The following is a 26,967-nucleotide window of genomic DNA, read 5'->3' as shown; positions in this document are numbered from 1 at the left end:
ATTCTTCCCCATTATATCTTTATACTGATTCAGAAAATTAGGGAGGTTCCTTTTGAATCAACCTTTAGACGAACCCTACAACCTTCTATCAGGGGATAGTTATAGGTGCTATGATGACCCACAGGAAAATCATAACAGACGGGGATAGGCAGCTGTTGCAAATACTCATGGAGCATCTCGTACATATCGGCAAAGTCGTTTTCCGGACTCTTGTATTTAGAGAAATGTCCAACGATGATTCCCTTGAGCTTGGAGAGGATGCCCCGAATCTCCAACTGATGGAGCATGCGATCTACCTTCGTCATCGACTCGCCGGTATCTTCCATGAAAAGTATCAGTCCTTCATCGGCACGGTTCAGAAAGTCATAGTCAGAGCCTGCCAAACCACAAAACACGGAGAAATTGCCGCCTACCAGGATGCCTTCTGCCTCGCCGTACTGGTTGAGTGGATGGGCAGGCACTTGATAACTAGGCAGTTCGCCTAACAACAAGTGATGCAGAATAGCATTCACGGAGTCACGCCTGCCCTGGGAAGAAATGCCGTCGCACATGGTGCTATGGATGCTCATCACTCCTGCCGACACCGCTGCGCTATGCAGGGCCGTAACATCGCTGAAACCCATCACCCACTTGGGATGACTGCGAAACTCGTTGAGAGGGATGTGTCTTAACACCTGAACGGCACCATCGCCCCCGCGGCTGCACATAACGGCCCTCACGGTAGAATCCTGTAACGCCCAAAGCAGGTCGCTGGCCCGCTCATCGACCCTTCCGGCAAAGTTATGGTAATTGTCTAAGGCATGGAGGCCGACAATCGGCACGAATCCCCATGTCCTGAGGGCGTCGCACCCTTTAACAACGGTTAGTGAATCGGGTGTGCTGGAGGGAGATATCACGGCAATAGTATCGCCTGCCTTCAAAAACGGGGGCATGATGATTTCCTGTTGTGCAAAGAGGGCCTCAGCCACACACAGCAACAGGACAATGAAAACATTTCTCCTCATACTCGTCACTAAGATGTTTGTTTCTTGAATATCAACCTACCGTTCCCTCCAGCGACACGCTGAGCAGCTTCTGAGCCTCAACGGCAAACTCCATCGGCAGCTTCTGGATAACCTCCTTGGCATAACCGTTGACGATAAGGCCGACAGCCTGCTCCGTCGGAATGCCGCGCTGGTTGCAGTAGAACAGCTGGTCTTCTGAAATCTTCGACGTCGTAGCCTCGTGCTCGAAGATGGCGGTGTCGTTGTGAACGTCCATATAGGGGAAGGTATGGGCACCACACTCCGAACCTAGCAGCAGTGAGTCGCACGACGAGTAGTTGCGGGCGTTGTCAGCATTCGACGTGGCACGCACCAGTCCGCGGTAGGAGTTCTGCGAATGACCTGCCGAGATACCCTTCGAAATGATGGTCGAGCGGGTGTTCTTACCCATGTGAATCATCTTCGTGCCGGTGTCGGCCTCCTGGTAGTTGTTGGTGACGGCCACGCTGTAGAACTCTGCCTGCGAGTTGTCGCCACGCAGAATGCACGACGGGTATTTCCACGTAATAGCACTGCCCGTTTCCACCTGCGTCCACGACAGCTTTGAATCGACACCACGCAGGTCGCCACGCTTGGTGACGAGGTTCAGCACACCGCCCTTGCCGTTCTCATCACCCGGATACCAGTTCTGCACCGTCGAGTATTTCACCTCCGCACGGTCCATCACGATAATCTCGACGATAGCGGCATGCAACTGGTTCTCATCGCGCATCGGAGCAGTACAGCCCTCGAGATAGCTCACGTAGGAATCGTCGTCGGCCACGATGAGCGTGCGCTCGAACTGACCGGTGTTGCGGGCATTGATGCGGAAATAGGAACTCAGTTCCATCGGGCAACGCACTCCCTTGGGGATGTAGACGAACGAGCCGTCGGAGAACACCGCCGAGTTCAGGGCGGCAAAGAAATTGTCGCGATAGGGAACTACCGTGCCCAGATACTGGCGCACCAAGTCGCCGTGCTCCTTGATGGCCTCGCCGATGGAGCAGAAGATGACACCCTTCTCGCGAAGCTTCTCCTTGAAGGTGGTCTTTACACTGACTGAGTCCATGATGGCATCGACTGCCGTATTGCCACTCAGCGCCAGTCGCTCCTCCAAGGGAATGCCCAGCTTGTCGAAGGTCTTCTCGAGCTCCGGGTCTATCTTACCGTCACCCTCAGGCTTCTTCGCCATAGGGTCGGCATAGTAGCTGATGGCCTGGTAGTCGATGGACGGCACGTGCACATGCCCCCATTTAGGCTCTTGCTGTTCCTTCCAGTATCGGAAAGCCTTCAGGCGGAAGTCCAGCATCCAGTCGGGCTCCCCTTTCTTAGCAGAGATGAGCCGAACGATGTCCTCGTTCAGCCCTTTCTCTATGATTTCTGTATGTACGTCGGTAGTGAAGCCGAACTCATATTTCTGCTCAGCTACCTGCTTTACAAACTCGTTTCCCATTACAGTTTCTGTTCTACCTCAATCTCCGTGAAGGTCTCGATGATATCACCTACCTGAATGTCGTTGAAGTTAACCAGCGAGACGCCACACTCCAGTCCGGTGGCTACCTCCTTGGCATCGTCCTTGTAACGCTTCAGGGCATCGATGGCAGCAGTGTGGACGACAATACCGTCGCGAACCACACGGGCCTTGTCCTTCGAGTGCACCTTTCCGTCTGTCACCAGACCACCGGCAACGGTACCCACCTTGGAAATCTTGAACACTTGTTTTACCTCTATCTCACCGGTGACGATCTCCTTCTTCACCTTGTCAAGCATACCCTGCATGGTCTGCTTCACATCGTCGATGGCATCGTAGATGATAGAGTAGGTGTTGATCTCGACACCCTCACGCTCAGCAGCACGACGGGCATCGGCAGAAGGACGTACCTGGAAGCCGATGATAATAGCCTCAGAAGCACTGGCCAGCATGACATCGTTCTCTGAAATCTGACCAACGGCCTTCGAGATAACGTTCACCTGAACTTTCTCGGTACTGAGCTTGATGAACGAATCGGACAGAGCCTCGATAGAACCGTCGGTATCACCCTTGACGATGATATTCAACTCATGGAACTCACCCAGTGCGATACGGTGTGATAACTCATCAAGACCGAGCTTGGTGGTTGTGCGCAACGACTGTTCACGCTGCAACTGAATACGCTTGTTGGCAATTTCGCGCGCCTCTTGCTCTGACTCCATCACATGGAAAGAGTCACCAGCGGTAGGCGCACCATTCAGACCCAGGATGATAGCGGGCTCAGCAGGACCGGCAGTGTCGATACGCTGGTTGCGCTCGTTGAACATTGCCTTGACACGACCCCAGGCTGTACCTGCAATCACGACATCACCGACTTTCAGCGTACCATTGCTGACGAGAACGGTAGATACATAGCCACGACCCTTGTCGAGTGAAGACTCGATAATGCTACCGGTTGCCTTGCGGTTGGGGTTTGCCTTCAAGTCGAGCAACTCGGCTTCAAGAAGCACCTTCTCCAGCAGTTCGTCGACACCAATGCCCTTCTTGGCACTGATTTCCTGACACTGGTACTTACCACCCCACTCCTCTACAAGCAGGTTCATGTTGGCCAGGTCCTCACGAATCTTGTCGGGGTTGGCACCCGGCTTATCTATCTTGTTAATGGCGAACACCATCGGAACGTTGGCAGCCTGAGCATGGGCAATAGCCTCCTTGGTAGTAGGCATCACGGAGTCATCGGCTGCGACGATGATGATGGCGATATCCGTTACCTGAGCACCACGGGCACGCATAGCGGTGAATGCTTCGTGACCTGGTGTGTCGAGGAAGGTAATCTGACGACCGTCTTTCAACTTCACATTGTAGGCACCGATATGCTGTGTGATACCACCAGCCTCACCGGCAATCACGTTGGTGTTGCGGATGTGGTCGAGCAACGAGGTCTTACCGTGGTCTACGTGTCCCATCACGGTAACGATAGGAGCGCGGGAGATCAGGTCGTTCTCGTCGTCCTCTTCCTCAGTAATTGCATTCTGCACCTCTGCAGATACATATTCTGTGGTGAATCCGAACTCATCAGCTACAATATTGATGGTTTCTGCATCCAGACGCTGGTTGATACTTACCATGATGCCGATAGACATACAGGTTCCGATAACCTGATTGACGCCCACGTTCATCATGGTGGCCAACTCAGAAACAGTAACAAACTCGGTCAGTTTCAGTACCTTGCTCTCAGCTGCCTCAGCTGCCATCTCCTCGTTCATGCGCTCAGCCACAGCGTCGCGCTTCTCCTTACGATATTTGGCACCCTTCTTGTTTTGATTGGTCTTCGATGTCAGGCGAGCAAGCGTCTCCTTTACCTGGCGTGCTACTGCCTCATCGTCCACCTCCAACGGCTTCACGTTGCGGTTCTTCTTATTCTTCTTGCCGCCGCCTTGCTGGTTCTGTTGCTGACCGTTATTGTTATTATTGTTATTATTCTTGTTTTTCTTGTTCTGCTGGTTAGCCTGCTTGGCTGCTGCCTCGATATCCACCTTGTCGGTACGGATGCGCTCACGCTTGCGGCGCTCACCGGCAGCCTTCTCCTCACGCTCTTTGCGACGCTCTTCCTTCGACTTTTTCTTAGGACGCGTGCTTTGGTTCAACGAGTCAAGGTCTATCTTGCCCAACACGTTCAGTTGAGGAGCATTCTGAGCAACTTTAGCATCGCCAGGAGTTTTTGCCAGATTGGTAGGCTGCTCTTGCTCGACAGGGGACTCTTCCTGTGGTTCTTCAACAACAGGTTCCTCTTTGGATATTTCGGGCTGTGCCTCTTCAACAACTTCCTCCTTGATAGGTTGGGGCTCCGACTCTGTTGTTTCAACAACGGGTTCTTCCTGTTTCTCTTCGACAACAGGTTCCGGTTTTACCTCTTCCTTGGGGGCAGGAGCTGGCTTGGGTTTTCCAATCTCGTCGAGGTTGATTTTTCCCAACGTCTTCAAATGCGTACGCTGCTCCATCAACTCTTCGGTCTTGGTGACTGCTTTCTCAGCCTTTTCAGCCTTCTTTTCTTTCACTTTTTTGGTGAACATCATCTCGGCTTGTGTCTTCACAGCCTTGTCACCATCGAACTCGTCGACCAATGCCTGATACTGCTCGTCGGATATCTTGGTGTTCGGAGTCATCTCGTCCTTTACCTCACCCAGCTCCTTCTTGTTTTTCAGGAAATCAACGGCCGTCTGGAGACCGATGTTCAGTTCTGATAATACTTTATTTAATCTTACTCCCATTCTGTTCAATTTGATAGTTGATAATTACTCAAACTCAGCTTTGAGTACTTCCAATACATGGTCAACAGTCTCTTCCTCCAAGTCAGCCTTCTCGATGAGCATCTCACGCGGAGCATTGATAACCTGCTTGGCGGTGTCCAGACCAATAGCCTTGATAGAGTCGATAATCCACTGGTCAATCTCGTCAGAGAACTCGTCGAGGTAGATATCCTCATCAGCCTCGTTTTCGCTAACCACACGGAATACATCGATGGTATATTCTGTCAGCATGGAGGCCAGCTTAATGTTCAGACCACCCTTACCGATAGCCAGACTGACTTCTTCTGGCTGCAAATAAACTTCTGCCTTGTGCTCTTCTGGGTTCAGCGTAATGCTGGACACCTTGGCGGGCGACAAAGCGCGCTGAATGAAGAGTTGTGTGTTGTTTGAGAAGTTGATGACGTCGATGTTCTCGTTGCACAGCTCACGGACGATACCATGAACACGGCTACCCTTGACACCTACGCAGGCTCCTACAGGATCGATGCGGTCATCATAGCTCTCTACTGCAACCTTGGCACGCTCACCCGGCATACGAGCAATGCGGCGGATGGTAATCAGACCATCGTTAATCTCAGGAACCTCAGCTTCCAAGAGGCGCTCGAGGAACTGCGGACTGGTACGGCTCAGGATGATACGAGGATTATTGTTCTCGTTCTGGACCTCTTTAACGATGGCGCGTACTGTTTCGCCTTTGTGGTAGCTGTCGGAAGGAATCTGCTCTGCTTTCGGCAGATGGAGCTCATTGCCCTCATCGTCGATGAGCAGCACCTCGCGTTTCCACATCTGGTAAACCTCAGCGCTTACAATCTGACCAACCCTATCCTTATATTTATTATATAATGAGTCATGCTCCAACTCCAAAATCTTTGAAGCCAGTGTCTGGCGCAGGTTCAGGATGGCACGACGACCAAACTTCTGGAAATCTACTTCCTCTGATACTTCCTCACCAATCTCATAGTCGGGCTCTATTTTCTGGGCCTCAGTCAGACTGATTTCCTTATTCTGATCTTTCACTTCACCATCAGCAACCACGATACGGTTGCGATGAATCTCAAAGTCACCCTTGTCAGGATTTACAATCACATCGTAGTTCTCGTCAGAACCGAACATCTTGGCTATCACGTTGCGGAAACTTTCCTCCAGCACGCTCACCAAGGTTGTGCGGTCGATGTTCTTAGTCTCTTTAAACTCTTGAAAGGTCTCAATCATTGAGGGGCCTTTCGTACTTTTTGTTGCCATATCTTGATTTTTTTTTATTTTAATTACGCTTTTTATTTGAAGTTCAGCATATACTTGCAGTATTTTACCTCACCGATGGCGAACGTCTTGTCTGCATCCACCAATACAGGGCGTTTCTTGCCCTCTACGTGTTGCTTCTCCTTGACGGTAACTACAAACTGAGTGCCGTCTTCACTGATTTCTTTCAACAGACCTTGAACCTTCTGTCCGTTCTGATCCAACACCTCAACCTCTTTACCAATATGATTGCGATACTGTTGTATCACCTTAAATGGCTGCCCAATTCCCGCTGAACCGACTTCCAGTTCATAGTCGCCAAGCTCCTCGCCCAGCTTCTCCTGCAGGAAACGGCTCAGGTCAGCACAATCCTCAATCCACACACCGTCGGTGTGGTCAATCTCAATAACAATACGGTCGTCAGGAGTCATCTCTACATCTACCAGATAGTAGTCACCCTGCTCCAACCATTCCTCCACTGTTGTCTTAATGACGTTCTTGTCTATCATAAATTGTTTGTTAATTAAAACAAGAATGAGAGGCTTCGTAAAGCCCCTCATTCCTCTGAACGCTGCAAAATTACACATTTTTCTCGAATCCTGCAAATATTTTAGCGCTTTTTCGCAATTATTCCTTATTTATTCCACTGATATACTGTTTAATAGCCGCTACGAGGCTGTCATTTTCATCAGGTAACTGTGTTGTGACACGAAACAGTCGGTTGGATAATCCATCGAAATTCTGGCAGTCGCGAATCAGCATGCCATACTCATGAACCAGGTAGTTTTTCAACTCTGTAGAGGTGCCTTTACTGATTTCGCATAACATATAATTGGTCTTGGTCTCAAAGACTCGTAGGTCCTTGATTTTGCGTAAAGCACTGCGGAAGCGATGTGTCTCAGCCAAATGGGCATCCAAATCGGTAATGGCAGGTTCGCCGTGTTCTATGAGGAACTTTCCTGCTTCAATGGCTAAAGCACTGAGAGACCAAGGACGCTGGAGATTGCGCAACAACTGGATAACATTAGGATGACCCGTGATATAGCCTAACCTTAATCCCAAGGCACCATAAGTCTTTCCTATCGAATGAAGTATCAAGAGGTTTTGCAACGACTGCACCTCCTGGGGTACCAACAGTTCTTCCTTGGTATAAGCCTCCAAGGACTGGTCCACTACAAAGTTATAGCGAGGAGAACGACGAACCACATAATCCACAAAGCCCTTCATCAGCACATTACCTGAAGGTGTGTTAGGATTACATATCCAGTAGACACGATCTTTGGGCATGGTCTGCATCTCGTCACTCGTCTCGTTGGAAACAATATGCTTGTTAAGACGACAAGCTCGGGCATATTCCGAATAAGTGGGTTGGGGAATGATAGAAGCACTATGATGAAACAGTCTGGCTATCAGGTGAATAGCCTCTGTAGCACCATTGGTCACCATCACGGCATAGGGAGAAATACCCAACTTCTTGGCTATCAGCTTTTCCAACTGCTTGGGCTGGGGTTCCGGATAGTTGTTGATGATCTGAAATCGCTCCATCAGGTATTCCTTCAGCGCAGAATGGTCAGCATGTAACCATGCAGCGGAGCTGAAATTCATCTTCACCAAGTCACAATAGCGGTATATGTCATCTCTGTGGATACTTGTCATTTTGTGATATGTATCGTTAAAGACTCTTTGTCAAAGGTAATGCCGTCATGGTCAATAAAACGGCTGAGTGCACCTTCGTCTGCCAGTTGGCGAGGCGTTCCGACACTCAGATGTCCTGGTTCCATCAGCCATATTTTATCAGCTAATTGCAGCGATAGCTCCACATCATGGGTGGAGAGAAAAATAGTTTTCTGCTCCTCCAGAGCCAGTCTGCGCAACAACTGCATCGTTTCCACCTTACTGGGAAAGTCGAGGAAGGCTGTTGGCTCGTCTAAATATATAATAGGTGTCTGCTGTGCCAGTGCCTTGGCTATCATCACCTTCTGTCGCTCACCATCGCTCAGTGTATAAACCATCCGACCTTGCAAGTTCTCGATACCCACCAACTGGATGGCCTCACCCACTATCTTTTTGTCCTCATCGTCCAAGGTTCCCCAGAAACCCGTATAGGGAGAACGACCCATTCCCACCAATTCCTCTATGGTCATGTTCTGCACATCCGGCTTTTCCGTTAGTACGATACCAATGAGACGACTCAACTGCTTGTCAGTTAAGGAGGTAATGGACGATGGAGGCTGAGTGCTGGATATGACTATTTCACCTTCCAACGCGGGCTGGAAGGCTGAAAGAGTGCGCAATAAGGTCGATTTACCAATACCATTACGTCCTAACAGACAAGTCAACTCACCATTGTTGATGGTGGCATTCAGTCCGCTGGCAACTACCTTTTCATTGCCCTTCGTGAGATAGCCGATGCTTAGGTTTTGTAATACTACGCTTTTCATAGATGGTGACAAAGTTACGTAATTTATATGGAATAACGATTCAATAACTCGTTAAAAATATCATTCCGACGTAAAACATCGGCATTTCCCGTCATCAGTAATTGCTCACGGGCACGCGTCATCGCCACGTTCAACTTGCGGTCGATGACTCTTCCGGCTTCCTCAAAGCACTGCGATGTTAGGAATTCCAGATCGGCTGCCGACTGGGCACCGATGGAGTAGATGATGACATCGCGTTGTGACCCTTGGTAGCGCTCCACGGTATCTATGCTGATATCGAGCAAGGCAGGGATACCTACCTTCTTCATCTCCTGCCGTATCTGGGCTATCTGGTAACGATAGGTCACAATGACACCGATGGAATGGTCGGCATCAAAGTGGTCGACACCTATCTGCCGATAGATGCGCCTCAACAAGTCTGCCACCATCACTGCCTCATCAGTTGACGGCAGGAATAGCACACGATGCTGCTTTAACAGGTCGTCCGTTGCATCTTCTGATGGCGTGTGATAAGCTAAGGAAGTTGCTAACTGATGGGGACAAGGCACGGGCTGCAATTGTTCGCTATGATAGAACATCTCGTTGGGAAAACTAGCGATATCCGGGTGCATGCGCCCCTGGTGGTTTAGGATACCTGTAAACTCCTGGCGTCCTGCTTCGCGCTCTTGCTGCAACAGTCGTTCGAACAACGACAGCCGGCAGGCATGCAGGTGCAGATCGTCGTCAGCTTGCTGAACGACGGCAGGCAATTGCTTGTGGTCGCCTATCAGTATGAAGCGGTCTATCCGTTCAGAGGACAGTAGTCCGATAATATTTGGCTCCAGAATCTGTGAGGCCTCATCGACTATACACAAAGAGAAATGTTTAAGCGCAAGGATAAACGGTCGAGCCTGTAAGGTGGACGTTGTAGCCACCACGATAGGCACCTGCTCTAATCGCCGTCTGATATCACTGAGTTTAGGATGGTCTGCAAAGGCTCTACTCAACAGCCTGTCAGCATAGCGTGGGTCGCAAGATGCCTCATTACCCAATCGCAGATAGTCTTGTCCGCTACCCTCCAACATGCCGCATATCTCGTCGACAGCACGATTGGTATAAGCGGTTAATAAGAGGTGAGAGGTGGGAGGCAAGAGCGGAGAGGACAGTTCTTCCTGGACCAAGAAGCGCAAGGCCATTGAGGTCTTTCCCGTTCCCGGAGGACCTTGCAACAGGAAATAGTCGCGCGATTGCTTGGCACGCAAAAGGATATCGTCATAAAAAGGATGGTAACTGTGGCTGAGCTTTAGCGACGTGTCACGACGGGGCTCACGGTGGCCGAGCAACAGGTCACGTTTGTCGGGGGATGCCTTACAAAAGGCCATCAGGCTACGCAGTGAGGTCGTCGTGGTCATGTCCGACGAGGCATGTTCGATGGCAAAGGTTCCCGTGTCAAAGAGGTTCGGATGGTGTTGCGGATCGTTCAGCCGGACGGTTATCTCGTCGTCGGTCAGTCGGGTGATGACACCTTTATATAATATATGGGCACTGACGTCGGGCTTATCCGTATAGCGATACAAATAGACGGCATCGCCACGTCGGTAGTCTATCTCGCCCCAGTCGCGCTCGTCGGGTGGAGGACATTTCAGCTCCACCGTGTCAGGCTGTTGCGTCACGGAGCCATCGGGTCTCAGACCAGTCAGGACAGGCAGTTCGCCTCTCAACGTGACAGCGGCTAGCTGTTCGCGATAGACGAAGGTGACCATTCGCTCGACATAGTCCTGCAGCTGTGGTGTCAGGTTATGCAGAGGTTGGAGCACCCGCTCCATTTCAGGACGGATATAGCGGAAGAAGAAGTCGGCTTTCTGTTCCTTTTCCAACAGCACGTCGGGTTGCAACAGGGGTAGCACACTTGCAAAGCCTTCGCGGGCAATCTTTATCTCGAGGGCTACGATGCGGTTGCGCAGGCGGATGGCTTCACGGAACAGCTCGTCGTTGTTCGGCACGTCGAGCAATCCCTGAGCAGCAGGATATTTCGAATAGAGCAAACGCACGTCAACCCCGTCGGCCTCATGCTGGAAATTGTAGCGTAGCACACCGTAATAGAGCAACACCTGCACGAAATGCGCCTCGCGATAGCTTACCCATTTCTTGCCTGACTTCTGTTCTACCAACAGTCGTAGGTCGTCAGTCATCAGGTCCACACGTCCTTTGAGTCCCAGTTGCTTGCAAACGAACGAGGGCTCTAGCAATGCCTTGTCGCGGTCATAGTTCCTAAAGAGGATGTCTACCGACTCACGGATATGCTGTACCTGCTGCTGGGCATCGCGCTTGAACTGCTCCGCGCTGAACCCCTCGCAAGTACAGAACTGCAAGGCCTGCTCGCAGAACGAAGTCTGCAGCATATTGCGGAAATCAGCATCGGGTTGGTGTATGATGTCGTCGAGTGCCGTACCGGCAAAGTTACCTAACAGGATAGGTTGCGTGTTTGTCGTGGGCTTCAAACGGTTGATAATGTAGGTCAGAGGGTGGTGTCCATAGTCCTGAAAACAGGCTGCCAGCGACGAGATATCGACCAGCACGTCAGGCTCCACCACCTCAAGTCCGTCATCCAATCTGCTAATCTCCAGTCCCTCGAACAACTGCGTTTCCTTGTCTTCCAAAGCACTAAACGATTTTAAAACGCACCCGGAACGAGTGCTCGTGTTCATCCCAGTTAGTACCCAACATCTCAAAGCGGCCTATCTGCGACGTGGAGCGCACATGCCGACCAATACACGGACAGACGTCGTAGTCGCCGATGCGCACCAGTCGGATGGTCTCTGACGCATTGGCGGGCAGTCGGTTGGCGTCGATGCCCTCGGGCAGTTCGTCGCGGGTTACAAACTCGAAGGTGACGGGCAGGTCTTCGTCGATGAGCCGCTGCATCTCCTGCTCGATGGCGCGTTCCTCCTGACGGGAGGGCTTATGGTCGAGATAGAAACTCATCTTGCTCTTCTTGCGCTCGATGTGGGCATTATACGACCGTTCGCAGCCAAAGAGCCGGATCATCGTCTGGTTCAGCAGGTGCTCCGCCGTATGTGCTGGCGGAAATGACACATCCCTTTCTTCGATTATTTCAATATTATTTTGTAACTTTGCAGCCATAAAACTGTCATTATCATTATTTCGGGGACAAAGGTACAAAAAAATGGGAAAAATAGCAATTTATTGTCGAGTTTCTACAGAACAACAGTCAACAGACAGACAAAAACAGGAATTAACGAAGTATGCAGCAGAGAAATTAGAAAGACCTGTCGCAGACGAAGACATATATACCGACGTAATCTCTGGATATAAGAAAGGTGAGTTAAGACCAGAATATTCCAAACTTAAAACAGAGGTTGAGGCTGGTAACATCGATACCATTTTATTTTCGGAGTTCACGAGAGTAAGCAGGACCGCCAATGAGTTACTAAGTGAAATTCAGTTTTTCCAGGAACATGAAGTATCCACATATTTCCAGAAGCAAGACCTATGGGTAAAATGCGCTAAGGACTTCAAAAGTCCTATTGATTCCATGAGTTCAAATGTACTACTCCATCTACTTGCAGTAATGGCAGAGTATGAGGTAGAACTGTTTAATGAGAGAAGTCTTAGCGGAAAGATAAACAAAATAAAGAATGGTAACGGTGGTGGATTAGAAAGAGCATTTGGGTATATGCATAATGAGAAAAAACAGATAGTCATCAATCCCAAAGAGGCAGAAACGGTAGTACGAATCTTCGATATGTATGCGAATGGATATAGTACCATTCAGATATGCCAAATCCTTGACTCCGAAGACAAGGAAGAGAGTCGTCCACCATATTATAATCAGATTAAACAGTTTAAAGCCAATAGGGAGAAGAAAGGTCTTGCACCTAAAGAATACAAGAGATTTGACCCAGACCATCTTACATGGAGAACGTCATCATTAAGTCGTATATTACACAATGAGTTGTATAAGGGCATTAAGGTTATCACTATGTATAAGCCAGACCCAAAGAACACGACTCCAATTCATAAGAGGACAGACAGGGGTGAACCTGTTTTGAAGTATAAGGAGGTGGATGAAAACTTACGCATTATCTCTGACGAACTGTTTGAACGAGTAAAACAAAGGCTCCTAAAAGCCCATTATAACAAGAACAATGCGATGCACCGACCCAACCTTTTAAAAGACAAAATACTGTGTGGAGAGTGCGGGTCTAACTTTTCCGTAGGAAAGCAAACAAACACCGCCACGAATTACAAGACTGACCCACGAACATATAGGTGCTATGGTGTAGTCAAGCGTAAAGACCATCCACGAATTTGTAGTGAAGGTATGGAGACTCGCCAGTGCCGTCTCGATGGACTTGTTCTACAGTTATCGTTATATATGTTCGCACAAATCGATATCGAACAGTCGAATCAGAAGCAAGTGTTACGTCTCCAAGCAGAGATAGACGATTTAATTAGGGTTAAGAGTGCAGAAGAAAAGCAATTAAACGAACTCACGACATCCTATCAGACTGCAATGGAACGTTATGCCTTTGCGAAAGGCTCTAACGACAAATTTAAGGAATTGATGAGCAAGGCAACTGCAGACTACGAACACCAGGCAACAAAGTTCACTAACGACATTATCAAATACGGAAAGGATATTGCATCGAAAAGAGTCACCATTGATAAACTAAACAAGTTATCTGCATCATATTCCAGCATCAAGAATAGGACTCATGAGATTAGGAACAACAAAGAATTGGTCAAACACATGATTGATGAGTACGTAGCCAGTATAACCTCATACAAGATACACCACCTATGGAACTTAATTATTATCAAATACACGAACGATGAAGAATTTTGGGGTACTATTAAGAATGCCAGATACAAGAACAATGAGACATTCTATGACAGCTCTGTATGTCAGTATGGAATTGAATTTAAAAGTTGGATGATAAACAATGGCGAAAAGTGTTTTTGTTATGACAAGGAGAGTCATACTGTAACATATAACGGCAAGAGTTCCATATATAAGAACCTTCCTGCTGGGACATACAAATACGAGGAGTTACAACAATTATTGGAACAGCAGGAGTGGATTGGTAGTTACCCTTTATATTTCTATGAGGGAGCCACAGATGCCACACAAACAGATGAGAGTGAATTAAACATCATGAAGCAAGAGATAACCCCCAAAGAAGAAATTGACTGGTCGAAACATAATGATGAAGTTTTGGAAAGATTGAGAAGACAAAAGGAACAAGAAGAAATGCTCCAGGCGTTCACGGAGAAATGAAGGTGGGCCGTCTATGTAAGCTTATTCATTTCCGTGAACTTGACAACTCATTAACTCATGGCATCAGATTGAAAAAAAATTCTGGTGGTCCAAATTTGATGGTTCATAGGACCACTTCCAATAAGACACAATCCACCTTTTTATCTTCCATATATCCCCACCCCTCCAGGGTAGACTCATTTGAGCAATTGAGATGATATAAGAAAGATATATGGTCACTGTTCTGATACAGTGCAGCACACTTTGTTGCCTCTTCCACCTACTTCCGTAGGCACTGAATCGGTTCCCAGCCTATCAGTCTTTAACAACACTATGAGATTCTTGTCCTTAATCGCTTACGCTCTGGAATCAAAGGACGTTAGGTGCTAAACGTTGCCCTCACATGAGACAAGACATAGCGGAGTGTACACGCTACTTTTTTGCTGGTGTAGCCTCAACCATAGTTTCTTTTAAGTTAATCAGAACTTGTTGCAGTAGATGAAACTAATAATAACTACCTGGACTATTGCAACTCTTTTCCGTCCTATATTTAAAACATATTGACAAAAGTAAAATAAACAAGAGTATCTCTAATCTTTTTTACTTCTACTGATATTTATAACAAGAGGTCATATCATATTGAGTTCATATTAATAAATATTACGATAATCATAAAAGTAAAATGAATAGTACAAATATTAGTCAAGTAAGGAAAGATAGGCATGGGTCCAATAATCCGATGTGGGGAAGAAAACACAGTGATGAAGCTCGTCGCAAACAAAGTGAGGCGGCCCAGAAAAGAAACCAGGAGTTCCAAAAATGGAAGGCCGCAAACAGACCACTAACAATGGATGAGTTTTTAAGTTCTCAGCCCATGAGAGAACATATAAACACAATAATTAAAGAAGAAATAAAGAAAGTCATATGGATAGGATTAGACAACAGTACATCGACCTTGTGACACGTTTCCAGGAAGCAAGATGGATTTCCGTACAATACTGGATGCTCCAGGACTTCAAGGAATGGTACGACAATCATCAAGACACGCTCACCGAAGAAGAAAAAATGTTTCTTAATGAGAATATTCGGCTAAAGCCAAGAAAAAAGATAATCACACGAACACACTTAACCACGTAGCGCAAACACATTGTGCAGCATCAACATTGCACTATTCCTTTGTTCAAAGGTTATTGAGCGCAAATAACATCTGTTTTTCGTCTTCATCCTTGGCAGCTGGTTCAAAAATGTTTATGGTTCAAATAATTCCATAATCGATATTTGAACCATATTAATTTTTTGGACCAAAATATTCTTTGATTTATTTGGTCTTTTTAAGTATTATTTGTAACTTTGCACCAGAAATAAAACATTTTGAATTATGACTGGTATAATTTACGCAAGAGTTTCAAGCATTGGTGACAGACAGAATACCGAGCGACAGATTGAGGATTTAACCAAGTATGCAGAAAATAACGGCATCGACCTGGTGAAGGTCTTTTCTGAGAAAATTTCTGGTGCAAAGAAAAACAATGAGCGTGCCGTATTGATGGAGTGCTTTGAGTTTGCTGAGGCTCATAGTATAGATGTTATATTGGTAAGTGAATGTAGCAGAGTTGGTAGGGCCATCTGGGAAGTGCTGGAGAGTGTAAAGTACTGTGTCGACAGGCATATTGATATGTTCTTCCAGAAAGAGAATCTACACATCTTCGATGATAATGGTGAAGTGAATCCCTTTATGGCAGTGTATATTAGTTGCCTTGGTATGTGTGCACAAATCGAAAGACAAAATATCATGTTCCGTCTTAACTCTGGTCGCAAACTTGCCATTGAGAAAGGAATCAAGATGGGAAGAAAGGTTGGGAGTACCAAGAGTCGTGAGCAGAAAGAAAGTGAGTACAAGGACATCATCAAACTCTTACGCAAGGGCTACTCTGTAGCCTCAACCTACGCCATAGCCAAAGAGAAAGGAATCAAATGCAGCATCAGCACTATCAAACGAGTTAAAAAAGAATTCATAATGTAAATTTATATTAAAAACATCTTAAATTGAGCGTTCGGCCCAGGAAAATGTGTATCTTTGTAAAACCCTTCCATATGGAAGGGTGACATATTGAGAAAGCGCATTTCGCAATTTCTGACCGTGTGAACTTGGACACTTCACCAAATGGCTACGAGCCATCGTTAAATCAGAAATGTGGGAAGAACGCTCTTCTTGGTTTGTATTCCGTATTCCACGAGATACATCCGAGTGGGGTTTGTTCATTCTCCTTATCTATTTAACGGGGAGTCCAAGCCCTACACGGTGGATAAGAGGATGAGGGCTCCACTTTCTATTTATGCCTAGGACAATAACTACTAACCGCACCAACTGAGCCAAAGGCGCACATATTGTTGTAGATGCAACATACATACAGGATTAGAATGAGTGCAACACTACAGGTAATTCTGGGAGTTGTATTCCTCACGTTTGGCTGTTTTATCTATCTTTTGTTCAGGACCAAGACACTCAACATATACCACTGGTGTACATTTCTGGGATTATCCAGTTTCATTGACCATGAAAGAGCCTGGGTTAGTGATTGGAACATACCAGATTTCGTCAGATACAGCCTGCCAGATGGTCTGTATTGTGCAGCCTATATTCTTATCATTGATGCCATCTGGAAAGACGATGACAGTCTCATCAAACACCTCGTCATTGCACTTGTACCATTGGTTACTATCACCAGTGAAATTTTCCAATACTTCGGACTGGTCAAAGGTACATTTGACTTATGTGACTTATTGTTTTATTCAACCCCCATTATTGCATATTACCTAAGCAAATATCATTCATACAAGTTAAAAAATTTTAAGCATAAATGATTATGAAAAAGTATTTTTTGACAATGACAATAATGGTAATCTTTGCAATTGGCTTCGCTGCATCTGACGAATCAAACTCGTCAAGTAGTACCAATGGCGACATTTTTAACCCATTTACACAAACTAAGCAGGAACAGGAAGTTCTAAAACATGAGACTGAAGAAGAGAAAGTAGATGAGAAACAAGAAAAAATAAAGAAAATTGCCAATATAGCATACAATAAAGGTTGGAACCGTAGAATGAAATCAAGAGAGTTTCCTGACCCAAGAGGAGAAGCCCATATGGAATATACTATGAGATATGGGGTCGAGCCAACGGAGCCTGGAGAAGAAGAAAGATGGAACATCTTCGTTGACAACTATGTCAAAGGCTACAATGATGCCTGGGAAAAAATTAGGAAGGATATGCATTCAGATGATTTATAAATAATCACAGTTCATTTAAGTTAAACATTTAAAAGTTATTATTTATGAAAAAGTATTTTTTTACAGCGGCAACAGTAGCTTTATTTGCTATTGGTTTTGCAGCTTCCGATGAGGAGACAAGTTCAAGTAATTCGAGCAGTGAAAGTTCTGTTCCCCAGACAGAGCAAAAGCAAGAAACTGAGGCTGAACGCCAAGCACGAGAAGAGAAAGAGAGAGCAGCAAAAATCAAAGAACTTGAAGAAAAAGGTTATAAAGCTGGATATAAAGCAGGATTTTCAGCAACTCCTGCCATATATAGGACAACTGATGCAAAAAAACAGGGTAAGATATACTATTCAGCAGGATTTAGCACCCCTACATCTGAAGAAGAATTAGAACTTTGTAACTTATTCGCAGAAAAATATGAAGAAGGTTTCGAAGCAGGATATAGGGCAGGACAAGAATGAATCAAGGGCATATCTGTCTCGGCATAATAAGTTTAATTCTTAAATAATCAAAAAAGTTCCTCCATGATATTGGGGGAACTTTTATTATAACTTATTGAAAGAAAACCGTTTAAGTTAAGGATATGTTATGCTCAGCGGTATGTGCTGGCGGAAACTCTTCCTTGTTATGTTCGTTTAATACAAAATCGTCGGCCATACGCTCGTCATTTTACACTGATGCTAGCACCTATATATATTAGGCGTTTAGTCTACCTTCGACTCCATCGGGTTACGCAAGCCTTTAAAACCTGTCAGGTAGGCCTTTGCTGAGCCAAACGACAGGAACATGTCGAGGCGGACGGGCAAGTGGTTCTTGTCGTCGGTGACGTAGAATCGGATAAGCTCGTGGTTCTCACCGTCCTCACGCTCGATGAAGGAGAAGACGAGACAACGGTACTTGTCGTTGGAGTTCTTCATCTTCAGCGTGGTGGTGCCTCCGAACTTCAACCATGAGTTGGCTATCTTGCTGGCATCGGCAATGGGAAGGGGTATCTTGTCACCCTCCTTGAGCTTTGAGGCATCGAAGTTGCGAGCCCGCAAGTAGATGCTCATCATGTCGTAGATGCAGTCCTTGTATTCCATCTCTTTCCAGCTATGATCTCCACTACTGGAAATGGCATGCGTCTTCAAATGACAGTTGCCCTTGGGGTAGGAATACCATAACTCGTCGACATAATAGCGGCTACCCTCACGCGCTCCTTTACGGAAATAGAGAGGCGCCAGGTCCATGTCGGTATAGCACAACAAAGTGTCGCGCATGACGAACACATTGTCAAGCTTGTCGTTGCCTCGCGTGATGAGACTGCAACGAAAGGCTGGCTGTCCTTGATGGCGCGACTTGACGGTCGACATCGAAGCGGTGCCTACCTTGACCCACACGAACTTCCAGTTGAAGTAGAGGTCGTAGCCCAAAAACTCGCCCGACTTGAAGGCGGTATTCTCTATGCCGCACTGTGCATAAAGCGGTGAGAGGTGGAAGGTGAGCGGTGTGAGCATCACCCATGCTATGATTAATAAGCGCTTTTTCATTTCTATATTGCTTGGTTTAATTCACGACTTGTTGTTTCTTAACATATTCGATGCCTAACTGACGGGCACGCTCAGCATTGCGGTTCTGCTTGCGCTTCTTCTCCTTGTCAGGCTTCTGTTGGATAATCACAGCAGGCTTCTGCTGGTTGCGCGGACGTTCTGTCAGGTTCCACTGGAACGTGAGGTCGAACTTTGCCTTGCACTCTATCTCACGAGGATAGTAATAGACTGCTTCTGCCTGCAGGTCTTCCCTGTAGTTTCCAGTATCCCAGATGCCGTTTCCGTTGCTGTCGGCGAAGGCACGCATATAATAGACACCAGGGGTGATATAGTAGAACTGGGCCGAACCGTCTTGCTCCATGTGAGCTTCCTGGACGACCTTGTCGCTCTTGTCCAGCAACTGGGCGACAACCTGTTTCTCCGTAATGCCGCTCAACTGCATCTGCAGCGTGGTGTATTCGTCGAGCGACTTGACCTTGATACCTTCCTTGTAGGGCTTGGAAGCCAATCCGTAGATGTCGACAAAGGCTGCTGAGTCTATCTCCAGACTATACTCCGTTTCCGGATGCCAGTCGACCACCATTTCATAACGTCGCAACATGGAGTCGCACCGATGAAACTCGAAAGGTGCCCTATACCATAATGAGTCTATCTTGGAATAGAGGTGGATGGCTGCTGTATCCAGTTTTTCCAACGGGCTTGGCGATTCAATGAACACACTGCGATTGGGGTCCATCGACTGTGACACTTCGTATCTCATCTCCAATGGCTTAGCGGGGAAGATGCTGTCATAAGGCTCCTCGCGTTTCTTCCGCTTTTCCTGTTCTTTCTGCCACTCGTCTATCTCCTTCTGCTTAGCTTTCAACCGTTTGGCATAGGATGTCTTGGCTACCATTTCGAGGGTGTCCAGCTGGGTGACGAGATTGCCCAGGGTGTCAGTCATCAGGTATTCCATTGACAATTGCAGGGTGTCTTGATTAACCAGCATCGTGTCGCGCAACCAGTAGGTCAGCGTGTCCTTCTTCAAACTGGTCTCCACGATGAAGGCAGAGTCGGCATTGAAGTTCAGTCCACGCAGCACGGGCAACTGTTCGTTGCCATAACTGAAAAAGACACCTATGCGGTCGGGGTCCTTGCGCTCCGTCTTCAGCAGGTAGCGGTCGGACTGTATCTCCTTGAAGGCCAGCATCACGATATCGTCAGGATAGAAGTGGGTGTAAGGCACCTGCAAGATATTGTCGATATGCAGGGTATCGCGCCAGATGGTATCTTGACGGGTATCGGGCTTCCACGAAGGGGTATAGGTCTCGTGCGAGAAAGCAATCATCTCACTCTTCTGAGAGAACTTATAGTTGGCATCCATATCCTGCAGGGCATAGACGCGATAGACACCAGGAGCCACTCCACGAATGGAGAAATGTCCTCTGCCGTCTGTTCGGGCTATGCGAAGCAACGGCTTGGTGAGAAAAGCGGAATCTGCCAAGTCGGCATAGAGCCCGACACTGATACCCTTGACGGGTTCCAGGTTGGAGGCGTCAAGCACCGTGCCAGCCACCTCAAAGGTATCTATCTGCTCACCTGTCGAGAACGTATAGGTATAGTTGCCCAACGGGTTATCCTCATTATTGTCGGTGATGGCGTCGCTGAAGTCTATGGTATAAGTGGTGTTGGGAACCAGCGAGTCCTTCAGTGCAATAACTATTTTCTTGCCCTTTGCCTGTATCTCTGGCATCTCCATTTGGGGAGGCGACACGATGACATTCTGTGTGGGATCGGCCAGTTTGATAAACTCGTCGAAGTATATGGTCATCTTCTGGTCCGTCACGTTAGTAGCCTGCTCGGCAGGGATACTGTAGAGCACGCGGGGTGGGTCGTCGTCAAACCATCCGCCATCTGGCGATCCCATGCGGGCACAGCTCGAAATGAGTAATGAGAAATGAGAAATGAGAAATGCTATACACAGCATTTTCATTAATGTTCTCATTGTCATCAACCTTTTTCTCAGGCTTATCAATTTCTCATTCTTCATTTTCATTTCTAATTTCTCATTACTCATTTCTCATTTAGTTTGAGAAGTTGTTCGATATGCTCACGGGAATTACTCAGGCGTGGTACTTTGTTCTGGCCTCCTAACTTGCCGCGCTGCTTGAGCCAATCGTTAAAAAGACCCTTTCGCGCTTGGATAATCTCCAGAGGCTGCAGGGTGATGTCCTTGTATCGCTTGGCCTCGTAGTCGCTGTTCAAGTCTTGCAACTTCATGTCCAGCAAGTGAGCAAACTGCTGGATGTCACGAGGTGGATGAGAGAACTCGATGAGCCACTGGTGACGACACTTGGCATTGGCATCCATAAAGACGGGAGCTGCCGTATATTCCAACACCTCGGCACCTGTCTGTTCGCAGGCATAGGCCAAACCACGCTCAGCATTGTCAACAATGAGTTCCTCGCCAAAGGCATTGATAAAGCTCTTGGTGCGCCCGGAGATGACAAACTTATAAGGGTTGACAGAGGTGAAGCGGACTGTGTCGCCTATCATGTAACGCCACAAGCCACACGAGGTGGATATCAGCATGGCGTAGTTCTTGTCTTTCTCCACACCCCACAACGGCACGATATCACCTCCGTCCATCGGCTGGAATTCATAGAACACGCCGTAGTCGAGCATCAGCAACATAGACTTGTCGGCAGGGTCGTCTTGCAATCCGAAGAAGCCCTCAGAAGCATTATAAGTCTCCATATAATGCATGTTAGGCGACGTGATAAGCTGCTCATACTGCTTACGGTAAGGCGTAAAGGCCACACCTCCGTGGAAGAACACTTCCAGGTTAGGCCACACCTCTTCCAGATGGGTCTTCCCCGTGATTTCCATCATGCAGTTGAGTACGGAGAGCATCCACGAAGGAACACCACTGATGTTGGTGACATTCTTGTTCATAGCCTCACGGGCTATCCGTTCACGCTTTACCTCGAAATCGCTAAGCAATGCGGTCTGCTTCTTTGGAACACGCACCAGGTTGGCTAACGGGTTGATATTCTCAATCAGGATGGCTGAGAGGTCGCCTACCAACGAACCTGGCAGGTTATAGTTGGGGGCATGACTGCCTCCCAATATCAAGGCGCGCCCGTCGAACAGGCGACTCTTTGGATTGTTCCGCAGATAGAGTGCCACCGAGTCATAGCCACCGGCATAGTGAATCTTCTGCAGACCCTCGTCGCTGACGGGAATAAACTTCGACTTGTCGTTAGTCGTTCCACTCGACTTGGCATACCACTTCACACGACCTGGCCATAGCACGTCAGCTTCACCATAGCGCATACGGTCAATCTGTCCTTTCAACTCCTCATAGGTGTTGACGGGATTATATTTCACGAAATCCTCGTAACCCTTGATGGTGGCAAAGCCGTGCTCACGCCCATATTCAGTGCCTTTGGCAGCCTTTAACAAATGGGTAAGCACCTGACGCTGCAACTGCTCGCCTTGTGTCTGGTGTTTCTCCAATTCGTGCATTCTCGGCACGAAGATATGTCTTACTAAATTTGTTAAACTCATCGGTTATGCTTCTATACAAGGCGCAAAGGTAAGCATAAACTTTGGGAATGCCCTTAATTTTACCATTTTTAATAGTCATTCCGCCTGACTTTTACACTTGAAGTCGGGCGGAATGACTCATTTTTCCATTTCCGAAAAGGCAGCAGCCTCAGCTTCAGCAATGATTTCCTCACGGGTCTTTTCGCGTGGCTTAGCACTGATGTCGTCAAGGGTGAACTCGTCGTGCAAGGCCTGATACTGGGCGGCATCAGACTGGATGACGGTTTCGTTACTGACCGCCTGTTTCTTGCTCTTCGTTTCTTCCTCTCTCTTTGTCTCGATGATAAAGTCTTCCTGTTCTTTTTCCGGATCAGGGACACTCATCACAGGTTCCTCTTCCATCTTCGTGCGGTCACCCTTTGCAGCAAAGACGGCATCAATGAACTGAGGTTCACGGCGCAGACGCTGAAGGGTATCCTTAGAGGCTTTTTGCTGACTCTCTTTCTTGGAATAGCCTGTTCCTACACATCCCTCCAAGCCTTCGATGAACACCTGGGTGGTAAAGACGGGACTCTTGTTCTCGTCGCGTTCCTGCTTGATGTCGCGGAACTCCATCTTCACACGGTTCTTCTGGCTCCATTCCAACAGCTTCGACTTGAAGTTGACCTCCTTGTAAGCTACCTTGTCGATATTGATCAGATGAGCCAGGATGCGCTTCTCCATGAATCGCATGCAGGCATCATAGCCTCGGTCCAGGTAGATGGCACCTACCAAAGCCTCGAAAGCATTGCCGTTCATATAGCTGTTGTGCGACGTGTTGTGACCAGCAAACTTAATCAGGTCGGAAATACCCATTTCCTTGGCCAACTTGCCCAGCGTGTCGCGACTGACGAGCTTCGAACGGGTGTTAGTCAGGAAACCTTCGCGTTTGCCCTCAAAATGACGGAACACGATATCACCCACTACAGCATCCAAGATGGCATCACCCAGGAATTCCAGTCGTTCGTTATTGACAGGACGCCCTTTCTCGTTGCGCTTGGAAGCACTCTTATGGAGCAGTGCTTGCTTGTAGAGGTTGATATTGCGGGGATAGAAACCCAGAATGTCGTAAAGGGCAGAAAAAAGCTCCTTCTCCTTGCGGAAAGGGAGCTTTATTCTATCAATGATGTCGTTAACCCACATACTTTTTAAATACTACGCAGGCATTGTGACCACCAAATCCGAAGGTATTGCTGAGTCCGGCACGAACCTCGCGCTTCTGGGCCTTGTTGAAGGTGAAGTTGAGGTTGTAGTCAATCTCCTCGTCCTCATCGCCATCCTCATGGTTGATGGTGGGAGGTACAATATCGTTCTGGACAGCCAGGATGGTTGCCATAGCCTCAACGGCACCGGCAGCACCCAGCAGGTGACCAGTCATTGACTTGGTTGACGAGATGTTCAACTTGAAGGCTGCATCGCCAAACACGTCCTTGATAGCCTTAGCCTCAGAGATGTCACCCACGTGAGTAGAGGTTCCGTGAACGTTGATGTAGTCAATATCCTCTGGCTTCATGCCGGCATCTTCCAAAGCATTCTGCATCACGAGCTTAGCACCAAGACCTTCTGGGTGAGAAGCGGTGATGTGGTATGCATCGGCACTCATGCCGGCTCCTACCATCTCTGCATAGATCTTGGCACCACGAGCCTTGGCGTGCTCCAGTTCCTCGAGAATCAGACAGCCGGCACCTTCGCCCATGATGAAACCATCACGAGAGGCACTGAACGGACGGCTGGCCTTCTCGGGCTCGTCGTTGCGGGTTGACAGGGCCTTCATGGCATTGAAACCACCAACACCCGTCTCGCAAACGGCTGCCTCAGCACCACCGGCAACGATGGCATTGGCCTTACCCAGACGAATCAGGTTGAAGGCATCAGCCAGTGCATTCGAAGAAGAAGCACAGGCAGAAGCCGTGATAAAGTTGGGACCGTGGAAACCGTACATGATGGAAATCTGTCCGGCTGCAATGTCTGCAATCATCTTCGGAATGAAGAATGGGTTGAACTTTGGACCATCCTCACGATGAGCACCATAGTAGGTAACCTCTTCCTCAAACGTCTTGATACCACCAATACCTACACCATAGACAACACCTATGCGGTTCTTGTCCTCTGACTCCAGATCCATTCCTGAATCTTCTACGGCCTGCTTGGCAGCAATAATAGCCAACTGGGTATAGCGGTCCATTTTACGTGCCTCCTTACGATCAATATAAGCATTGACATCCAAGTTCTTTACCTCGCAGGCAAACTGCGTCTTGAACTTAGAGGCATCGAAAAGGGTAATAGGTGCAGCACCGCTCTTACCTGCCACCATAGCCTCCCAAGTGTCCTTGGGATTGTTGCCAAGTGGAGTAACGGCACCCATACCTGTTACTACTACTCTTTTTAATTCCATATTTTTTTATGTTTATGCCCCCTAAGTTAGGGGGCTGGGGGTCTGAACAAAAAAATCCCCCTAATTATTGAGTTGAGGGTCTGAGAGGAACTTATTATGCCTTTTCAAACCCCCAACCCCCTAACTTAGGGGGCTCAAATTATTTTGCGTTCTCCTCGATGTAAGCGATAGCATCACCAACAGTACCAATCTTCTCAGCCTTGTCGTCGGGGATAGAAATACCGAACTCCTTCTCGAACTCCATGATGAGCTCTACGGTATCCAGAGAGTCTGCACCGAGATCGTTAGTGAAACTTGCTTCGGGCTTAACCTCTGCCTCATCAACACCGAGTTTGTCTACGATAATAGCCTTTACTTTGCTTTCAATTTCTGACATAATTTTCTTCTTTAAAATGTTAATAAATGATTTCTTTATTCTGAAAACTTCACAAAATGTGTCGCTTAGCGGGTGCAAAGTAACACATTTTTATTGACTTACGCAAATTTTAATGGTAAAAAAACACTCTTTCTTGCACAAACACATATTAATTGTGCAATTTTTCTCGCCTTATCGGGTAGTCATTACGTAACTTTTCAAAATCTGAGGGCGAGGTTTTCAGTCGAAAACTGTCCTCAAGGGGGTTGTAAAAATCCAAAGAACCAGCGGTTTTATCCATCACAACGGGCAGGGATGGTGGCACTATCTTTCCGGGATTAGGCAGATGGAAATGACGACACAAGGCATCAATGACCATATTGTCGGCATTTACCTTGCCATCTGCTGAATAGCCAGCAATGTGGGGAGTGCCGATAAACACGCGTTGCAACAACGTCTGGTTCAACAGGGGCTCGTGCTCCCATACGTCAATGACGGCATCGGCTACCCTACCCTCCTCCAAGGCTGACAGCAATGCATCATTGTCGACAACGCCTCCGCGACTGGTATTAATTAGATAAGGTACACGAGGCAATCGGTGGAAAAAATCCTCGTCGGCCAGATGCCAGGTAGCATAGCGTCCCTCACGCGTCAACGGAACATGAAAAGTGATGACATCACAAGCCTGTTCTATCGTTTCCATCGTGACAAAACCTGCTTTTCCCAAAGGGGGATCACACACCAAAGTGCGCATCCCTAACCGTTCTGCAACGTCTTTGACCTTTGAACCTACATGCCCACAACCGACAATACCTATCGTACTGTCTTTCAGCGAGATGCCTTTCTGTTGCTGCAACAGTAACAGCGAGCACTCCACATACTGAGCCACCGATGCGGCATTACATCCAGGACAGTTCGTCCACACAATACCTGCACGCTGCATGTAGTCGACGTCAATATGGTCGAAGCCGATGGTAGCAGTAGCCACAAACTGCACCTTACTACCTGCCAACAACTGCTCGTCACATCGGGTACGGGTCCTGACAATCAACGCATCAGCATCCTTCACGTCGTCAGCCTTGATGTCAGCACCACGCATACTGACCACCTCGTCAGCCAGCATCTCCAACTTCTCACGGATATAGGGTATCTTATCGTCTACTACTATCTTCATCTTACAAGCATATTTTTTCCCATTCTGCAAAGATACTACTTTTTTCTCAATCGTCAAACAATTATTTTCCTTTTTAGTCACCAACAACTGACGGATTAAGCAAATTCCCCTGGAAAATATGTGGTAAATAGAGGTTGTTTTTGCAAAAAATATTTTTTAAAAACAAGAAATAGCCTACATGCCTACACAGATTTTACTTAATCGGTTGATTATTAGTTGATTGTGAAAAAACAAGCCTACACAAAGCCTACACAAAGCCTACATGATTTTGAGGTTTTTCGGCAAAAAACACTCGAAATAGGAAGGGCTACTATACGAGGGAGCAGAAATGGAAACAAGGAATCGGAAGGATTAGCATGAAGAGTAGTAGTGAAATTCTCTAGAGAATTTTCAGCTTACTATACGACGTAGCTTTTGCTGGTAGGCGAG

At 47.4% G+C, this 26,967-nt stretch carries 22 protein-coding genes and 1 pseudogene; 6 read left to right on the top strand and 17 right to left on the bottom strand.

The window, feature by feature from the left end:
* Nucleotides 1-29: 29 nt before the first annotated feature.
* From BLU47_RS09925 to BLU47_RS09885, 9 genes and pseudogenes are all read right to left on the bottom strand, one after another.
* On the bottom strand, nt 30-1,004 hold the full coding sequence (locus BLU47_RS09925; protein WP_091961920.1) for a S66 peptidase family protein: 975 nt from the start codon (nt 1,002-1,004) through the stop codon (nt 30-32).
* 31 nt (nt 1,005-1,035) lie between these two features.
* The gene (gene sufB, locus BLU47_RS09920) at nt 1,036-2,475 is read right to left on the bottom strand and encodes a Fe-S cluster assembly protein SufB (RefSeq protein ID WP_091961917.1); all 1,440 of its coding nucleotides are present in this window, start codon (nt 2,473-2,475) and stop codon (nt 1,036-1,038) included.
* Nucleotides 2,475-5,264 carry a translation initiation factor IF-2 gene (gene infB / locus BLU47_RS09915; RefSeq protein ID WP_091961915.1) on the bottom strand — a complete coding sequence of 930 codons (2,790 nt, stop codon included), beginning with the start codon at nt 5,262-5,264 and terminating at the stop codon, nt 2,475-2,477. The genes sufB and infB overlap by 1 nt, the downstream gene beginning before the upstream one ends.
* A 24-nt stretch (nt 5,265-5,288) precedes the next feature.
* Complete coding sequence (nusA, locus tag BLU47_RS09910; RefSeq protein ID WP_091961912.1) at nt 5,289-6,545, bottom strand: transcription termination factor NusA; 1,257 nt, start codon at nt 6,543-6,545, stop codon at nt 5,289-5,291.
* Between the two features lie 32 nt (nt 6,546-6,577).
* A complete protein-coding gene (gene rimP / locus BLU47_RS09905; protein WP_091962127.1) occupies nt 6,578-7,051 on the bottom strand; it encodes a ribosome assembly cofactor RimP in 474 nt (157 codons plus the stop codon).
* A 118-nt stretch (nt 7,052-7,169) separates the two neighbouring features.
* Nucleotides 7,170-8,198 (bottom strand): aminotransferase class I/II-fold pyridoxal phosphate-dependent enzyme, encoded by a 1,029-nt coding sequence (locus BLU47_RS09900; RefSeq protein WP_091961909.1) that lies wholly within the window; start codon nt 8,196-8,198, stop codon nt 7,170-7,172.
* Nucleotides 8,195-8,983 (bottom strand): ABC transporter ATP-binding protein, encoded by a 789-nt coding sequence (locus tag BLU47_RS09895; RefSeq protein WP_091961906.1) that lies wholly within the window; start codon nt 8,981-8,983, stop codon nt 8,195-8,197. Before BLU47_RS09895 ends, BLU47_RS09900 begins: the two co-directional genes overlap by 4 nt.
* A gap of 23 nt (nt 8,984-9,006) precedes the next feature.
* On the bottom strand, nt 9,007-11,622 hold the full coding sequence (locus tag BLU47_RS09890) for a DEAD/DEAH box helicase (protein ID WP_176780539.1): 2,616 nt from the start codon (nt 11,620-11,622) through the stop codon (nt 9,007-9,009).
* A 4-nt stretch (nt 11,623-11,626) separates the two neighbouring features.
* Nucleotides 11,627-12,052, bottom strand: a pseudogene (locus BLU47_RS09885) (hypothetical protein); the annotation flags it as partial.
* A 97-nt stretch (nt 12,053-12,149) separates the two neighbouring features.
* Between BLU47_RS09885 and BLU47_RS09880 the strand changes: the two are divergent.
* The 4 genes from BLU47_RS09880 to BLU47_RS09865 all read left to right on the top strand — a co-directional run bounded on the left by BLU47_RS09880 (nt 12,150) and on the right by BLU47_RS09865 (nt 16,266).
* Complete coding sequence (locus tag BLU47_RS09880) at nt 12,150-14,264, top strand: recombinase family protein (RefSeq protein ID WP_091961898.1); 2,115 nt, start codon at nt 12,150-12,152, stop codon at nt 14,262-14,264.
* A 661-nt stretch (nt 14,265-14,925) separates the two neighbouring features.
* Nucleotides 14,926-15,204, top strand: a complete 279-nt coding sequence (locus BLU47_RS15285; protein WP_091961897.1) for an NUMOD3 domain-containing DNA-binding protein — start codon at nt 14,926-14,928, stop codon at nt 15,202-15,204.
* Nucleotides 15,168-15,380 carry a hypothetical protein gene (locus BLU47_RS09870; protein WP_143025533.1) on the top strand — a complete coding sequence of 71 codons (213 nt, stop codon included), beginning with the start codon at nt 15,168-15,170 and terminating at the stop codon, nt 15,378-15,380. The genes BLU47_RS15285 and BLU47_RS09870 overlap by 37 nt, the downstream gene beginning before the upstream one ends.
* Before the next feature lie 241 nt (nt 15,381-15,621).
* On the top strand, nt 15,622-16,266 hold the full coding sequence (locus tag BLU47_RS09865) for a recombinase family protein (RefSeq protein ID WP_176780538.1): 645 nt from the start codon (nt 15,622-15,624) through the stop codon (nt 16,264-16,266).
* 515 nt (nt 16,267-16,781) lie between these two features.
* On the opposite strand, the gene BLU47_RS14565 is transcribed toward BLU47_RS09865, so the two are convergent.
* Nucleotides 16,782-16,985 carry a hypothetical protein gene (locus BLU47_RS14565; protein ID WP_143025532.1) on the bottom strand — a complete coding sequence of 68 codons (204 nt, stop codon included), beginning with the start codon at nt 16,983-16,985 and terminating at the stop codon, nt 16,782-16,784.
* 125 nt (nt 16,986-17,110) lie between these two features.
* Here BLU47_RS14565 and BLU47_RS09855 point away from each other — a divergent pair, with 125 nt between their 5' ends.
* A complete protein-coding gene (locus BLU47_RS09855; protein ID WP_143025531.1) occupies nt 17,111-17,533 on the top strand; it encodes a hypothetical protein in 423 nt (140 codons plus the stop codon).
* A 44-nt stretch (nt 17,534-17,577) separates the two neighbouring features.
* On the top strand, nt 17,578-17,979 hold the full coding sequence (locus tag BLU47_RS09850; protein WP_143025530.1) for a hypothetical protein: 402 nt from the start codon (nt 17,578-17,580) through the stop codon (nt 17,977-17,979).
* A gap of 243 nt (nt 17,980-18,222) precedes the next feature.
* On the opposite strand, the gene BLU47_RS09845 is transcribed toward BLU47_RS09850, so the two are convergent.
* The 7 genes from BLU47_RS09845 to BLU47_RS09815 all read right to left on the bottom strand — a co-directional run bounded on the left by BLU47_RS09845 (nt 18,223) and on the right by BLU47_RS09815 (nt 26,538).
* A complete protein-coding gene (locus BLU47_RS09845) occupies nt 18,223-19,047 on the bottom strand; it encodes a DUF3108 domain-containing protein (protein WP_091961882.1) in 825 nt (274 codons plus the stop codon).
* A 16-nt stretch (nt 19,048-19,063) separates the two neighbouring features.
* The gene (locus tag BLU47_RS09840) at nt 19,064-21,031 is read right to left on the bottom strand and encodes an Ig-like domain-containing protein (RefSeq protein ID WP_255402152.1); all 1,968 of its coding nucleotides are present in this window, start codon (nt 21,029-21,031) and stop codon (nt 19,064-19,066) included.
* Between the two features lie 68 nt (nt 21,032-21,099).
* Nucleotides 21,100-22,596, bottom strand: a complete 1,497-nt coding sequence (locus BLU47_RS09835) for a GH3 auxin-responsive promoter family protein (RefSeq protein ID WP_091961880.1) — start codon at nt 22,594-22,596, stop codon at nt 21,100-21,102.
* A 117-nt stretch (nt 22,597-22,713) separates the two neighbouring features.
* On the bottom strand, nt 22,714-23,757 hold the full coding sequence (gene rnc / locus BLU47_RS09830) for a ribonuclease III (RefSeq protein WP_091961877.1): 1,044 nt from the start codon (nt 23,755-23,757) through the stop codon (nt 22,714-22,716).
* The gene (gene fabF, locus BLU47_RS09825) at nt 23,747-25,009 is read right to left on the bottom strand and encodes a beta-ketoacyl-ACP synthase II (protein ID WP_091961874.1); all 1,263 of its coding nucleotides are present in this window, start codon (nt 25,007-25,009) and stop codon (nt 23,747-23,749) included. Before fabF ends, rnc begins: the two co-directional genes overlap by 11 nt.
* A gap of 139 nt (nt 25,010-25,148) precedes the next feature.
* Nucleotides 25,149-25,385 carry an acyl carrier protein gene (locus BLU47_RS09820; RefSeq protein ID WP_006947693.1) on the bottom strand — a complete coding sequence of 79 codons (237 nt, stop codon included), beginning with the start codon at nt 25,383-25,385 and terminating at the stop codon, nt 25,149-25,151.
* 148 nt (nt 25,386-25,533) lie between these two features.
* On the bottom strand, nt 25,534-26,538 hold the full coding sequence (locus BLU47_RS09815; RefSeq protein ID WP_091961872.1) for a 4-phosphoerythronate dehydrogenase: 1,005 nt from the start codon (nt 26,536-26,538) through the stop codon (nt 25,534-25,536).
* Nucleotides 26,539-26,967 lie beyond the last annotated feature (429 nt).

Source organism: Prevotella sp. tc2-28, from assembly GCF_900107705.1.
GTDB lineage: Bacteria > Bacteroidota > Bacteroidia > Bacteroidales > Bacteroidaceae > Prevotella.
Note: the sequence above shows the minus strand (reverse complement) of the source record. Positions and strands in the feature narration are given on the sequence as shown.